The 14,511-nt window shown below is 39.8% G+C and carries 12 protein-coding genes; 5 read left to right on the plus strand and 7 right to left on the minus strand.

The genetic code is table 11. The annotated features are described in order from the left end of the window. Positions 1-5: 5 nt before the first annotated feature. Positions 6-590 (minus strand): anthranilate synthase component II, encoded by a 585-nt coding sequence (locus KSO91_RS05620; protein ID WP_238741971.1) that lies wholly within the window; start codon positions 588-590, stop codon positions 6-8. 86 nt (positions 591-676) lie between these two features. Between KSO91_RS05620 and KSO91_RS05625 the strand changes: the two genes are divergently transcribed. Further along, the gene (locus tag KSO91_RS05625; protein ID WP_238741972.1) at positions 677-1,573 is read left to right on the plus strand and encodes a TIGR01777 family oxidoreductase; all 897 of its coding nucleotides are present in this window, start codon (positions 677-679) and stop codon (positions 1,571-1,573) included. Positions 1,574-2,299: 726 nt separating this feature from the next. On the opposite strand, the gene KSO91_RS05630 is transcribed toward KSO91_RS05625, so the two are convergent. The 6 genes from KSO91_RS05630 to rpmH form a co-directional block, all read right to left on the minus strand. Further along, positions 2,300-3,247 carry a porin gene (locus KSO91_RS05630; protein WP_238741973.1) on the minus strand — a complete coding sequence of 316 codons (948 nt, stop codon included), beginning with the start codon at positions 3,245-3,247 and terminating at the stop codon, positions 2,300-2,302. A 437-nt stretch (positions 3,248-3,684) separates the two neighbouring features. Continuing rightward, complete coding sequence (mnmE, locus tag KSO91_RS05635) at positions 3,685-5,052, minus strand: tRNA uridine-5-carboxymethylaminomethyl(34) synthesis GTPase MnmE (RefSeq protein ID WP_238741974.1); 1,368 nt, start codon at positions 5,050-5,052, stop codon at positions 3,685-3,687. A gap of 89 nt (positions 5,053-5,141) precedes the next feature. Next, entirely contained in the window at positions 5,142-6,818 is a 1,677-nt protein-coding gene (gene yidC, locus KSO91_RS05640; RefSeq protein WP_238741975.1) for a membrane protein insertase YidC, read from the minus strand. Positions 6,819-6,835: 17 nt separating this feature from the next. Next, a complete protein-coding gene (gene yidD, locus KSO91_RS05645; RefSeq protein WP_238741976.1) occupies positions 6,836-7,096 on the minus strand; it encodes a membrane protein insertion efficiency factor YidD in 261 nt (86 codons plus the stop codon). Further along, positions 7,063-7,419, minus strand: a complete 357-nt coding sequence (rnpA, locus tag KSO91_RS05650; RefSeq protein ID WP_238741977.1) for a ribonuclease P protein component — start codon at positions 7,417-7,419, stop codon at positions 7,063-7,065. The genes yidD and rnpA overlap by 34 nt, the downstream gene beginning before the upstream one ends. Before the next feature lie 10 nt (positions 7,420-7,429). Beyond that, positions 7,430-7,564, minus strand: a complete 135-nt coding sequence (gene rpmH, locus KSO91_RS05655) for a 50S ribosomal protein L34 (protein WP_028869407.1) — start codon at positions 7,562-7,564, stop codon at positions 7,430-7,432. A gap of 520 nt (positions 7,565-8,084) precedes the next feature. Here rpmH and dnaA point away from each other — a divergent pair. Genes dnaA through gyrB form a run of 4 tightly spaced genes read left to right on the plus strand, consistent with a single transcriptional unit; the run spans position 8,085 to position 14,160 of the window. Next, positions 8,085-9,461: a chromosomal replication initiator protein DnaA gene (gene dnaA / locus KSO91_RS05660; protein ID WP_238741978.1), complete on the plus strand. Its 1,377-nt coding sequence runs from the start codon at positions 8,085-8,087 to the stop codon at positions 9,459-9,461. 22 nt (positions 9,462-9,483) lie between these two features. Then, positions 9,484-10,587 (plus strand): DNA polymerase III subunit beta, encoded by a 1,104-nt coding sequence (gene dnaN / locus KSO91_RS05665; RefSeq protein WP_238741979.1) that lies wholly within the window; start codon positions 9,484-9,486, stop codon positions 10,585-10,587. Positions 10,588-10,639: 52 nt separating this feature from the next. Next, positions 10,640-11,719 carry a DNA replication/repair protein RecF gene (gene recF / locus KSO91_RS05670; protein ID WP_238741980.1) on the plus strand — a complete coding sequence of 360 codons (1,080 nt, stop codon included), beginning with the start codon at positions 10,640-10,642 and terminating at the stop codon, positions 11,717-11,719. Between the two features lie 11 nt (positions 11,720-11,730). Next, positions 11,731-14,160 (plus strand): DNA topoisomerase (ATP-hydrolyzing) subunit B, encoded by a 2,430-nt coding sequence (gyrB, locus tag KSO91_RS05675; RefSeq protein ID WP_238741981.1) that lies wholly within the window; start codon positions 11,731-11,733, stop codon positions 14,158-14,160. Positions 14,161-14,511: the final 351 nt, after the last annotated feature.

A 14,511-nucleotide genomic window follows, 5' to 3' on the forward strand; every position in this document is an offset into this window, starting at 1 on the left:
CGCACTTATTTTTTGAAACCAATACCTTGCACAAGAAAATTGTTCAACAATTTCAAACCTTGCTCAGACATAATACTCTCAGGATGAAATTGTACTCCCTCCAGCATCAAAGTGTTATGGCGAATTGCCATTATCTCATTGCTGTTAATGACCGTCGCCGACACGTTAAAGCAATCAGGTAAGCTGTCGGGATCGACCACCAGACTGTGGTAGCGCGTAATATCCAACGGATTACGTAGCCCGCTAAAAACACCTTTGCCATCATGCTCAATAAGTGAATTTTTGCCATGCATCACTTTATCTGCACGTACGACTTGCGCACCAAACACTTGAGCGATACTTTGATGACCTAAACAGACTCCCAGCAAAGGTATTTGCCCCGCAAAACGCTCTATTGCCGCCAACGAAATACCCGCATCATTGGGCGTACAGGGACCTGGTGAGATCACCAAATAATCAGGATTTAAATCAGCAATCTCTTGTAAACTAATTTGATCATTTCTTTTTACGATAACCTGCTGTTTTAATTCGCCAAAATATTGCACTAAGTTATATGTAAAAGAATCGTAATTATCGATCATCAAAAGCATAAAGGGTCTAACCTATTTATTAAGTTACAAACTATTATTTTAACATCAGCATTCACGCTAACGTAATTATTTTATCCGGAGTTCGAATGAACAATAAAACGGTACTTATTAGTGGCTCTTCCGGCCTAATTGGCTCGGCATTGGTCCCTTTTTTAGAAAAAAAAGGATTCATTGTTGGGCGTCTACTACGCAAACCACAGGCACAACATCCCTATTGGGATATTAACAATAAATCATTGCAGCTAAAGGCATTTGCAAATCCAGATGTGGTCATTAACTTAGCCGGTGAAAGTATCGCCAGCGGACGCTGGACAAGGCGTAAGAAACAACAATTGATAGACAGTCGAATTTCATCAACAAAATTACTTGTTGACCACTTTCAAACGGTTTCTCCGCCGCCAAAACTATTTATCAACGCCTCGGCTATTGGATTTTATGGCGATAAAGGTCAGCAACAAGTAACTGAAAATGCGCCTGTTGGAAAAGATTTCGTGAGTCAACTGGCCTGTCAGTGGGAGCAAGTGGCTGAAGGGATTAAATCTACTGATACTCGCCTAGTAAATTTACGCACGGGTATTGTGATGAGTAAAGAAGGAGGTGCATTAGCCAAAATGCTGCCAGCCTTTAAACTCGGGCTGGGTGGCCGTATCGGCTCGGGGCAGCAAATAATGAGCTGGATTGATATCAATGATCTGCTTGAGGCAATTTTTTTTATTATTGAGACCCCTCAAATACAAGGTCCGGTGAATTTAGTATCACCCAATCCCATATCCAACCGACAATTTAGCCAGTTACTCGCAACACAACTGAAACGCCCTTGCTTACTGCCTCTCCCTGCTTTTTTAGTCAAATTATTATTTGCCCAAATGGGTAAAGAATTGTTACTTAGCAGTACAAATGTTTTTCCGAGGAAGTTAATCGATGCACAATTTAAATTTGAATATGAGAAACTACAGCAGAGTTTAGCAAAACAGTTGTCTTAGTATAGATTATAAAATCATTGAAAATCAGGCAAAGGAAAGGGTAGCCGAAGCTACCCTAGGTTTAGTCATACCATCTAACTCCATGATGGTTTATGCGTCCTGCTAACATCCCTTTTGACTAAGGCCCATCTAGGCTTCCATTTCCCAATCCTTTGGGTACATCCTTTTTATATCCTTATTTGATAAACGGTCCTGTTCATCAACCTCTCCCATCCATTAGGAGGTGTCCATTTTTCGTCATCCTGACCTAATAATAACCATCCTGATCATTATTAACCTTCAATCCTAGAAGGTGATCCCTACTATCCTTATATAAAGCAATCCTACTTTATAAGCTCTTATTCTAAGAGCGTCCTTGGTCTTCCTGACAAGATAAATAATCCTTATTTATCTTTAACAACATCCTGTTTCTTTTCTTAAATAGAAAATTGCTTGCTCTACATCCTGTAAAGCCGCCTTTCTTCTTGTTAAAGATAATACGCAGTTATAAAGCTCAAAAGGATATTAAAATAAAAACATTTTCATTCTCAACGAGATAAAAAACAACAAACCAATTAAAAACAAAGACATACAATAACTTTTTATTTTAAATAGACGCAATAACCATGCTAATAATAACAATATCACCAGTCAGGAATGGTCGATCTCTTACAAGCTAAATTTAGCACAAAAAAAACCCAGCTATTTGCTGGGATTTTCTTTGTAAATCAGAGTGTAAAGTGTTCTCTAGAAATCGTAACGCGCAGCAAAAGTTAAGGCATCTTCATTACCTTCAGCTTGGTCTGCAACATATTCTCCGACAATACGGAATTGTTTGGTAAATTTGTATGCAGCACCAAAAGTAACTTGATCAACAGCAAGATCAGCTTGGCCATCGATATCTTTTTGTAAATAACGACCGACAACGGTTATCTTATCAAACTGGTAAGCAAGTGATGTTTCGATTGCAGTATGATCCGCATCGTTTTCTTGATCCGTCAAATCAAAGACAACAGCAGCGGTTACATCTGCTATTTTATATTGAGCGCCCAATAAAGTAGTTGTCGTATCTACTTCGTTGTTTGTCTCAATACCATAAGTAGCACCGAGATCTAGACCAAAATTAGTAGCGTAAACCGCTCCCATACCAAAACCTGATTTTTTACCCGTTTCTTCTTGGTTATTCTCAAGTTGTACATGCGCACCGACGGTTAATGCCTTAATATATGTCCCTTGGAATTTTAATACATTTGATTCACGTCCGAACTCATTGAGTGCATCATTTCCAGGCACATTTGAAACAGCCGAGTCAGTCCAATCAGCCACAAGTTCATCCGTAACATATTGACGACCAAAAGTAATCACCCCCCAATTTGCTTCTGTACCGACATAAGCCAGACGCGTTTTAGTCTTATCTTGCTTCTCTTTATCTGCAATAGCCCATTGTATTTCAAGTTCAGAAATACCCGTTAAGCTATCGCTTAATTGTGACTTCGTTTTGAACCCCAAGCGAAAATAAGCGTCGGAGTTACCGTTACTGACTTCATCCTCATTATTTTCCTGGTTCACATAACCAGCATAAACACGCCCTTTTAAATCTATCTGGTTAGTGTCATTTTTAAATACCGTTACACTCGCTTGCGCGGCAGAAACGAAACTGGTTAAAATTGTTACAGCTAATAGTGTCTTTTTCATAATGATTCCGTATTAAGTGGGTTAATGTTTTTTAGTTTTCCAGCTCTCAGGCTGTTTACGAAATAAAGCTTAACGACACTCTGTTACACTATTGCGACATTACCGTGACATAATCATGACGATAGCCAAGCTAGCAACGATTGAAAAGGGAAGCATCCGGGTGATGCCCTGAATCAGCATCTCGAGGTAGTTTAGATATATACCCTCTAGAGATGCAGGGATGTGAAATAAAAAATGAGAATGAGGAATAAATGACTTAAAGCAAAAGCGTCAGTAAACAGCGGATATAATCCATCAAGACTAATACAAAAAATGGATTAGAAGGCAAAACACTGATAGTAAGCACTCACACACAACAATGGCGTTGTAACAAGAGAACAAACGTTATAGTAATAGAAAAAGCCGTAGATTAACGGCTTCAGGCTGACATAAACAGGTTATTTGCCAATACAAAAACTTGAGAAAATCCGTCCCAGTAGATCATTTGAGCTAAACTCTCCCGTTATTTCACTAAGGCATTGTTGAGTTAAACGCAGCTCTTCAGCTAACAGTTCTCCCGCTTGAAACTCTTCAAGTTGAATTTTTCCTTCAAGTAGATGTGCCTGCGCATTATCGATAGCTTCTAAATGGCGACGACGCGCCATAAAACCGCCTTCGCTATTACTTTGATAGCCCATTATATCTTTCAGATGAGCTTTTAAAGCATCGACACCTAATCCTGTTTTAGCTGAAATAGGATACACAGGATACTTATTGTCTTTTGTCACGGCTAATGTTTCCCCCGTTAAATCTGCTTTATTGCGTACAACAGTTAAGCCGATATTCTCAGGCAGTTTATCGATGAAATCAGGCCAAATCTCATGTGGATCTTGTGCATCTGTGGTGGTCGCATCAAGCATAAAGAGGATCCTGTCTGCGCTATTTATCTCATCCCAAGCGCGCGCGATTCCTATTTTCTCTACTTCATCCGTGCCCTCTCGCAGTCCCGCAGTATCAATAATATGCAATGGCATACCATCGATATGAATATGCTCACGCATGACATCACGCGTCGTACCTGCGATATCTGTAACAATAGCGCTCTCTTTGCCCACTAGGTTATTAAGTAAACTCGACTTACCTGCATTAGGTCGGCCAGCAATAACGACCTTCATCCCTTCACGTAAAATAGCACCTTGTTTTGCTTGTGCTTGTACCGCATCTAAATTAGCAATAATCTGATAGAGATCATTGGCAATTTTACCATCACTTAAGAAATCAACCTCTTCTTCTGGGAAATCAATGGACGCTTCGACATAAATGCGTAAATGGATAAGACTTTCTACGAGATCATAAATTTTAGCTGAAAATTCGCCTTGCAGCGAGTGTAAGGCGCTTTTAGCCGCTTGCTCTGACGTAGCATCAATCAGATCCGCAATCGCCTCAGCTTGAGCAAGATCAAGCTTATCATTCATAAAAGCACGCTCAGAAAACTCACCCGGCTTTGCGCTACGAATATTTTTAATCGTTAAAATAGCTTTGATAAGCATATCCATTACGATCGGCCCACCATGACATTGCAGCTCTAATATATCCTCACCCGTGAACGAGTTGGGCGCCTTAAACAGCAGCGCAATCCCCTGATCTAACGCTGCTTGATTATGATCGTTAAACTGTAAATATTCGGCATAACGTGTTTTTGGCACTTTACCTAAAATCACTCTTGCAACCGTTTCTGCAGCGGGCCCTGAAACGCGAATAATACCGACACCGCCACGACCTGGCGCAGTCGCTTGAGCTACAATTGTGTCGTTAGCTATGAGCATAAGCTGTTCCTATTGATTGAATCATCCAGATATAAAAAAGGCGGCTTAAATAAGCCGCCTTGTATGTTAACGCTGCCTTATCGACAAAGCTATTTCTTCTTCTTCTCGTTCAACCCTTGCTTTTCAAAACTGCGATAGATTAATGTTTGTTGAATAAGGGTAACAATATTACTCATTAACCAATATAAAACCAAACCGGCAGGGAACATAACGAAGAAACCAGTGAAGATTATCGGCATAAATTTCATCACTTTCTGCTGCATTGGATCTTGCACTGTTGTTGGCGACATCTTCTGGATAAAGAACATGCTCACCCCCATCAAAACAGGTAGAACATAGTAGGGATCTTGTACCGATAAATCTTGAATCCAGAGCATAAAGGGGGCATGTCGTAGTTCAACCGATTCCATTAATGACCAGTACAAGGCAATAAAGATAGGCATTTGCAGCAAGATAGGGAAACAACCACCAAGCGGATTCACTTTCTCTTTTTTGTACAACTCCATCATCGCTTTAGAGACTTTCTGTTTATCTCCGTCAAAACGATCACGTAACTCCTTAATCTTAGGCTGCAGTAAACGCATTTTTGCCATTGAGGTATATTGTGCTTTAGTGAGCGGATAAAGGGCTCCTTTTACCGTAAAGGTAATAAGAATAATCGCAAGTCCCCAGTTACCAACGATGCTTTGAAAAAACAGCAGCAATTTAAACATCGGCTGCGCAAGAAACCACAACCAACCGTAATCAACGGTCAGATCAAGATGGTCCGCAGTTTCAGCCATTTGACTCTGTAATTTAGGTCCAACCCATAATTGCGCATTAATTTCTGCAACACTATTGGCATCAATCGTTTTAATCGGCGCTCTAAAGCCTATATTGGCATCTTTCTTATTGGCTGAAATAGAGCTGTAAAGTTTATTTTCCTCTGTCGCCACAGGAATCCATGCAGATACAAAGTAATGCTGTAACATTGCCACCCAGCCACCTTGGGTAGTGACATTCAATGCTTCGTCTTGCATATCATCAAATTTGTACTTACTGTAACGCGTCTCTGCGCCAGAGAAAGCACCACCACGGTATATGGGCATCATCATATTACCCGATTTACCTTGCTCAATACTTTCTTTTAACTGGCCGTATAACTGCACATTAAATGCACTGTCAGTATTATTTTCAATTTTGTAAGAAACTGTTACCACATATTCACCACGTTTTAGGGTGAACGTTTTAACAAAAATATTACCGTTATCATCAGTAAAAGTTAATGAGGTAGAAACGCTATTTTGACCCTCAGTTAATACAGATTCGTTATTATTTGCAGTATAAACTGGGCGGCCTTTTTTATTTGCATCAGGCCCTTGTGCAATCAAACCACTTTGTGCGATGTAAGTGAAGCCATTACCACTGTCTAACAAACGGAAAGGAACACCAGAATCAAGTTCATCATCATGCTCTAAGAGATCAGCAGAGATAACATCACCACCAATTAAAGAGATAGACAGACGTAATTGGTCATTTTCTAGAATAACCGATCGGCTCGCACTCTGCTGCGCAGGAATATCACTGCTCGGCACTATTTCTGACGAAACCGGAACATCAGCACTAAAGTTGCTGCTAGTAAGAACAGAAGAGCTGCTATCTTGCGTCTCTTGTGTTGTTTGCGCTTGCGCAACGGGTTGAGGATTGTGTTCAACAACCCATGCTTGATAAAGCAAAAAGCTAACAAACAGCAGAGCGAGTAGAAGTAAATTGCGTTGGGATTCCATAGCGTTTTTTTATCTCTTTATTTAGGTTTATTTTTATTAGCGCAACAAGTAGGCACAGGATCGTAACCACCTTCATTTAAAGGCTGACATTTTATAAGACGCAAGCCAGCGAGCCAAGATCCTTTTGCTATTCCATGCAAATTTATTGCTTGGATCGCATATTCAGAGCAGGTCGGCGTAAAACGACAACGAGGACCAATCATTGGGCTAATGAATATCTGATAACCCCGAATTAATTTAATCATTAACCATTGCAACGTTGCACTAATTTTCGCCATAATTTATCCAAAATTTTATCAATCTCTTGATTTGATAAATCAGCAATACCCGCTTTAGCAATAACAACGATGTCAATTGCAGGGAGTTGATGCTGTTGATGTCGAAACTGTTCTCTTACTATACGACGAATTCGATTACGCCCAACAGCACGTTTAATGTGCTTTTTAGGAATAGCCATTCCTATGCGAGGGTGATCTAAGGTATTTTTTCGGGCAAGAAGAGTAAGGTGCGGTGATACTGCTGGAATAGCATTTTTAAATACGGGTTGAAAATCATCGGGAGTTAACAGACGTAACTCCCGAGAAAACGAATAATTCACCACGTCTGGTAGATTATGCGCTTAAGCTTGCACGGCCTTTAGCACGACGACGAGCTAGTACTGCGCGACCATTTTTAGTCGCCATACGAGTTCGAAAACCGTGTGAACGTTTACGCTTAATGTTGCTTGGTTGAAAAGTACGTTTCATGCTCTTTTCCACTAATAGTTAAGTACTGTACAGTAGCTAATATTTTTAGCTCATTATTGGTAAATCACTTACAAAGTAAATCACAAATAATAAAGAAAAAGAGTTAGCCGATTAAAAAGAGAGCGAATTCTATGTAGTGATAGACTAAAAGTCAATCAGAGATGCTTCTTTCAAGCAGATTAAATTATTATTTTTAAAATTATCAACTTACGATAAAGTAAATTTAAACTGCAATCCAGACTCAAAAGTCAGGGTGATGGGATTATATAGAAGCGTGATGAATAAGCAAGGATCTATCGATGATCTTTGTTTATTTTATTCCCCATCGATGACAATGCGCGCCAGCTCGCAAACGCCACCTTTTAGGCATATAGAATTAGCAACACAAAATTAAACAGTCCCTGCACCTAATAGCAATAAACACAAGGATCTTTTTTATTTATTTATTGATGGATCTCCTAGCGAAAAACGGATCTTATCGGTAGAATTATCCGCCCTAATTTAACAACTGGAGTTAGTCATGTCTCTCGCAATTTGGCAAGAGTGCTTAGCACAATTAAAAGATGAACTGTCAGTGGGAGATTTCAGTACTTGGTTGCGTCCTTTGCAAGCCGATTTTAGCGGTTCAACCCTCTCTCTTTATTCGCCAAATAAATATACAAGCGAATGGGTACGCAATAAATACATGGATAATATTGAAAGTAAAATCCAACAACTTACCCATCAGGAAAGCCCAAATCAGCCCATTAAAATACGTTTATTAGTTGGTAATGCAAGTTCCGCAGAAACAAAAACAGCGCAAGCACCCACGCCACAAGTCAAAAATTTAAATCAGCCATGGGAAGGTGCGAGTAAAGCCAACAGCGTGGCACACAAAAGTAACCTAATAAAAAAATACACTTTTGACAATTTTGTTGAGGGTAAATCAAATAATTTTGCAATTGCGACGACCCAACAAATTGCTGAAAATCCTGGCGATGTCTACAACCCGTTATTTTTATATGCGCATCCGGGGTTAGGAAAAACACATTTGTTACATGCCGTTGGCAATGCAATTGAAGCGGGCAATCCACACAGCAAAGTTGTGTACATCCGTTCTGAGCGTTTTGTTCAGGATATGATCAATTCAATTCGTAATAATACTATCGAGCAATTCAAAGAGTATTATGCCTCACTTGATGCACTACTTATTGATGATATTCATTTCTTTGCGGGAAAAGATCGCTCACAGGAAGTCTTGTTCCAAACATTTAATTCCATGTTAGATGCTCATCAACAGGTTATTTTAACCAGTGACCGTTTTCCAAAAGAAATTGAAGGAATTGATGAACGGCTACGCACACGTTTTGGCTGGGGATTATCTATTCCCATCGATCCCCCTGAATTAGAAACGCGTGTTGCCATTTTAATTACCAAAGCAGAAGAGCGCGGACTGAAGTTACCTGATGATGTTGCTTTTTTTATTGCCAAACGCCTAACCATTACTGATGTGCGTGTTTTAGAAGGCGCGATTGCCAATATATCAGCTAAAGCACAGTTTACCGGGCAAGATATCACCATCGCATTGGTACAAGATGCGCTACGTGATATGTTAGCGGTACATACTAAGCAAACCACCATCGACAATATTCAAAAAGTAGTTGCTGAGCATTACCGCATCAAAACCTCAGATATGTCATCAAAACGCCGTACCCGCACTGTCGCTCGCCCGAGACAAATAGCAATGGCACTGGCTAAAGAGCTAACACAACACAGCCTACCAGAGATTGGAGAGGCATTTGGCGGACGCGATCACACCACGGTTTTACATGCTTGCCGTAAAGTGGCTGAATTACGTCGTGAAAATAACGATATTCAAGAAGATTATAAAATTCTAATCCGCACACTTTCAATGTAATTGCTACAAGGCCATTTATATTATGCAGTTTTCAATTTCTCGGGAAGCATTTCTCCGCCCACTACAACTCGTGGTTAGTTCAGTTGCAGGTGGCCGCCCAGCATTACCCATTATGGGTAATATTTTAATTGAAGTTAAAGATAATTTATTAAGCTTAACCGGCACTGATCTCGAAGTTGAATTGATCACGCAAATCAACTTGGTGCAACCTTCGCAAGATGGTCAAATTACAGTGCCTGCGCGCAAACTGTTAGATATTTGTCGCGGTTTATCTGAACCTTGTGAAATTACTTTTCAGGTCAAAGATGATCGCGTCACCGTTCGCTCGGGGAGAAGTCGTTACTTACTATCTTCTCTGCCCGCTGCTGATTTTCCCAATATCGAATCATGGCAAAGTTTGCTCGAATTTACCGTTGCGCAAGCAGAATTCAAGAAACTTATCGAATTTACACAATTTGCAATGGCCAGCCAAGACGTCCGTTATTACCTCAATGGAATGTACTTTGAAGCGTCTGGACAAACATTGCGCAGCGTCGCAACAGATGGCCATCGCCTAGCATCCTGTTCGATTTCTCTAACAGGTAGCATTGACGAACAATCGGTTATTGTGCCCAGAAAAGGGGTCATAGAATTAGTTAAGTTACTTGATAATGACCAAGCTAATGTCACCATTCAAATAGGGCAGAACAACCTGCGCGCGATTATTGATGGCTTTATCTTTACCACCAAACTGGTTGATGGCCGCTTTCCTGATTACCGTCGCGTTATTCCTCGTAACGGCGATAAAGAGTTACTTTCAAACAGAGAAGCCCTTAAACAAGCGTTTTCACGGGCAGCCATTTTGTCCAATGAAAAGTTCAGAGGCGTACGCTTAACACTGTCAGAAAACTTACTGCAAATCACGGCAAACAATCCCGAGCGGGAAGAGGCCGAGGAATACCTTGATGTTGATTATCAATCTGCAGATTTGGAAATTGGCTTTAATGTAAGTTATGTATTAGATGTCTTAAACACCTTAAAAAGTGAACAAGTAAAAATAACCTTTAGCAGTTCAGATCATAGCGCACTAATAGAATCGGTTGATAGTGATGACTCACTCTATGTTTTAATGCCGATGCGTTTGTAGCTGCGTTGAGCACCTTAAAATATGAACATATCAATTTAGGTTGTTGCAATAAATGCCGCTAGTAAAATTAATCATTTATCAACTGCGTAATATTAGCGAAGCGACACTGACATTCAATCCCAAAATTAATATGATTGTGGGTGCCAATGGCAGTGGTAAAACATCAATTCTTGAGGCTATCTATTTTTTAGGACTCGGACGCTCGTTCCGTTCCCATTTGACCAGCCGTGTGATCAGTTATGATCACAAAGCATTCACACTTTACGCTGAAATTCACAACGGTAATTTGACTATTCCTATCGGTTTGCAAAAATCTCAAAACGGTGAGACGCAACTAAAGATTAATGGTGCACACGCCACTAAATTAGCGATATTAACGCAATACCTACCGGTACAATTAATCACCCCTGAAAGTTATACTTTACTCACTGGATCGCCTAAAAATCGTCGCGCTTTTCTTGACTGGGGGGTTTTTTATCATGATCAGCTCTTTTATAATAACTGGGCTCGTATAAAACGACTATTAAAGCAACGTAATGCCGCTTTAAAGCAATGTAAAACTTACAACGAGCTTCAAGTATGGGATAATGAACTTTGTCTTCTAAGTGATGAAATCAGCGCACAACGGCAGGCTTATTTTGATCGGTTAATACCATTGATAAATACAACCGTTGCCGATTTTTTGCCTGACGTTTCAATCACCAGCCATTTTTTTTGTGGCTGGGATAAAAAAAATAAATCATTACAAGAATACTTAACAGATAATTTCTATCGAGACAAACAACTCGGTTATACAAGCTCTGGCCCTCAAAAAGCAGATGTTCGCTTTAAGATCAATGGGATACCAGTTTCAGACGTGTTATCTCGAGGACATTTAAAGCTCTTTGTTTATGCCTTACGGCTAGCTCAGGGTTTATTTTTAAACTCATTTAACAATAAACAGTGTGTTTTCTTAATTGATGATTTTAGTTCTGAGTTAGATCAGAGCAAACAACAGTTATTAGCAAAACACATTTTAAACTCCGATGCTCAAGTGTTTATCACTGTTATTGAAAAAAACAGTATCGAGACATTATTTGGGCAGGAACGCACTGTGTTTCACGTGGAGCACGGCAAGATTACTGTAGAATAGGTGAAAGTTTTATGGCTGAGAATAGTTATGATTCGTCAAGTATTAAAGTACTAAAAGGGTTAGATGCGGTACGTAAACGCCCTGGTATGTATATCGGGGATACCGATGATGGTACAGGTCTGCACCACATGGTGTTTGAGATCCTAGATAACTCAATTGACGAAGCATTAGCAGGGCACTGTAGTGACATTGTAACAACTATCCATACCGATGGTAGTGTTTCGGTACGTGATAACGGTCGGGGTATTCCTGTTGATATGCATGAAGAAGAGGGGGTTTCGGCCGCCGAAGTCATCATGACAGTCTTACATGCAGGCGGAAAATTCGATGATAACTCTTATAAAGTATCAGGTGGACTTCACGGTGTCGGCATCTCTGTTGTCAATGCGCTATCGAGTAAATTGCGTTTAACAGTCAAACGCAATGGTAAAATATATCAACAGACTTATATTCATGGAGTACCCGAAGCACCTATCGCCGTTGTCGGTGAATCAGAAAATACAGGGACAGAAATCCGTTTTTGGCCAAGTAAAGAAACCTTTACTGATACGCTTTTCCATTACGATATTTTAGCAAAACGGTTACGCGAGCTTTCTTTCTTAAACTCAGGTGTATCGATCAAGCTTATCGACACAAGAGAAGAAGACAAAGCCGATCACTTTCATTATGAAGGTGGTATTAAATCGTTTGTTGAATATTTAAATAAAAACAAAACGCCTGTTCACCAAAAAGTTTTTCATTTTTCAGTTGATAATGAAGATGGCACCAGTGTTGAAGTCGCGATGCAGTGGAATGATGGCTTCCAAGAAAATATCTACTGTTTTACTAATAACATCCCTCAACGTGATGGTGGCTCACACTTAACCGGTTTCCGTGGTGCGTTAACTCGTACTTTAAACACCTATATGGAAAAAGAGCTGGCCAAAGTTAAAAATAATAAGAATAAAGCATCAACAGAAGGCGGTGACTCGCGAGAAGGTCTAACCGCTGTTATTTCAGTTAAAATTCCCGATCCGAAATTCTCATCTCAGACAAAAGATCGTTTAGTTTCATCAGAGGTACGACCGATTGTCGAAAGTGCAATGGGTGAAAATCTTCAGTATTTTTTATTAGAAAATCCATCTGAAGCTAAAATAATCACCTCAAAGATAATTGACGCTGCACGAGCACGTGAAGCCGCGCGTAAAGCGCGTGATATGACGCGTCGCAAAGGCGTATTAGATTTAGCGGGCTTACCGGGTAAACTAGCTGACTGCCAAGAAAAAGATCCCGCACTTTCAGAGCTTTATATAGTGGAAGGGGATTCTGCTGGTGGTAGTGCTAAGCAGGGGCGTAACCGTAAAAATCAGGCTATTTTACCGCTAAAAGGTAAAATACTTAATGTTGAAAAAGCACGTTTTGATAAAATGCTCTCTTCTCAAGAAGTCGCAACATTAATAACCGCATTAGGATGTGGTATTGGCCGAGATGAATATAACCCTGAAAAAACGCGTTACCACCGCATTATTATAATGACCGATGCGGATGTTGATGGATCACATATCCGGACGTTATTGTTAACCTTTTTCTACCGTCAAATGCCTGAACTCATTGAAAATGGCTATATCTATATTGCCCAACCACCACTCTATAAAATAAAAAGAGGCAAACAAGAAACCTATGTTAAAGATGAATTGGCTTTACAGACCTATTTAACAAGCTTAGCAATGGAAAACTCATCTTTGCATGTAAACTCGGAAGCGCCCGGCCTTTCAGGTGTTGCCCTAGAAGGGTTAATTCAGCGCTATCGAGCAGTACAAGAAACTATTACTCGCTTAAAACGCCGTTTCCCACCCACTATTTTGAATAAACTGATCTACATACCAGCATTGACCGTTGAAGTGCTTAACGATAAAGCAAGCGCAACAGACTGGGCTAAACTGGTTGTTGACACATTAAACAAAGAAGAGCTACAGGGAACGCATTACAACACTGAAGTAGTTCAATCTGAAGATGAATTAACCCATAAAATAATATTTACAGTACGTAGACATGGCGTAGATAATGATTTTTCACTAGATGAAGAGTTCTTTGGATCCGATGGTTATAAATCACTTGTCTCTCTTGGCAGTGAAATTAATGATCTGTTAGAAGAGGGGGCTTATATAAAACGTGGAGAGCGTACCAAGCCAATCTATAACTTTATTGATGCCATAGAATGGTTAATGCACGAATCCAAACGAGGCCTTTATATACAACGTTATAAAGGTCTTGGTGAGATGAACCCAGATCAACTCTGTGATACGACAATGGATCCTAATTCACGTCATATGCTACAAGTAACCATTGAAGATGCCGTTGGCGCCGATCAATTGTTTAGTACTTTAATGGGCGATCATGTTGAACCACGCCGTAAATTCATTGAAGAAAACGCTTTACGAGTTGAAAACTTAGATATTTAATCTAGTTTCATACTCTCTACATAAAGCAATAAAGGCCAGCCCCCATTAAGCTGGCCTTTTTGTGTTTTAAATTCCCTCACATTCCTTTCTAGGCCATAAATTTTCACCTTATGCCCATCTCGTTAATTAGATAATCTATTTCGGCGTAGTAAAAATGGATGAAAGCAAGGTATTCATTTTAGCAAGCATAAATAAATAGATGATTATCAGATTTTCTATTGTGTCATAAAACTGAAATCTAACTGAAATAGACTGTTCCTTAGTCGAGAAAACTAACAATCATTAAACCATATCTACTCATTATGTTATTTAGGCTTATTAAAATGGATGCTAGCTAAGCATAAATAACAG

Origin of the sequence: Psychromonas antarctica (assembly GCF_022267535.1) — a bacterium.
Taxonomy (GTDB): Bacteria; Pseudomonadota; Gammaproteobacteria; order Enterobacterales; family Psychromonadaceae; genus Psychromonas; species Psychromonas antarctica.

Excerpts from the sequence above, each read along its gene's own strand:
- KSO91_RS05620 (WP_238741971.1), bottom strand. The coding sequence starts at position 590 with ATGCTTTTGATGATCGATAATTACGATTCTTTTACATATAACTTAGTG.
- KSO91_RS05625 (WP_238741972.1), top strand. The coding sequence starts at position 677 with ATGAACAATAAAACGGTACTTATTAGTGGCTCTTCCGGCCTAATTGGC.
- KSO91_RS05630 (WP_238741973.1), bottom strand. The coding sequence starts at position 3,247 with ATGAAAAAGACACTATTAGCTGTAACAATTTTAACCAGTTTCGTTTCT.
- mnmE (WP_238741974.1), bottom strand. The coding sequence starts at position 5,052 with ATGCTCATAGCTAACGACACAATTGTAGCTCAAGCGACTGCGCCAGGT.
- yidC (WP_238741975.1), bottom strand. The coding sequence starts at position 6,818 with ATGGAATCCCAACGCAATTTACTTCTACTCGCTCTGCTGTTTGTTAGC.
- yidD (WP_238741976.1), bottom strand. The coding sequence starts at position 7,096 with ATGGCGAAAATTAGTGCAACGTTGCAATGGTTAATGATTAAATTAATT.
- rpmH (WP_028869407.1), bottom strand. The coding sequence starts at position 7,564 with ATGAAACGTACTTTTCAACCAAGCAACATTAAGCGTAAACGTTCACAC.
- dnaA (WP_238741978.1), top strand. The coding sequence starts at position 8,085 with ATGTCTCTCGCAATTTGGCAAGAGTGCTTAGCACAATTAAAAGATGAA.
- dnaN (WP_238741979.1), top strand. The coding sequence starts at position 9,484 with ATGCAGTTTTCAATTTCTCGGGAAGCATTTCTCCGCCCACTACAACTC.
- recF (WP_238741980.1), top strand. The coding sequence starts at position 10,640 with ATGCCGCTAGTAAAATTAATCATTTATCAACTGCGTAATATTAGCGAA.
- gyrB (WP_238741981.1), top strand. The coding sequence starts at position 11,731 with ATGGCTGAGAATAGTTATGATTCGTCAAGTATTAAAGTACTAAAAGGG.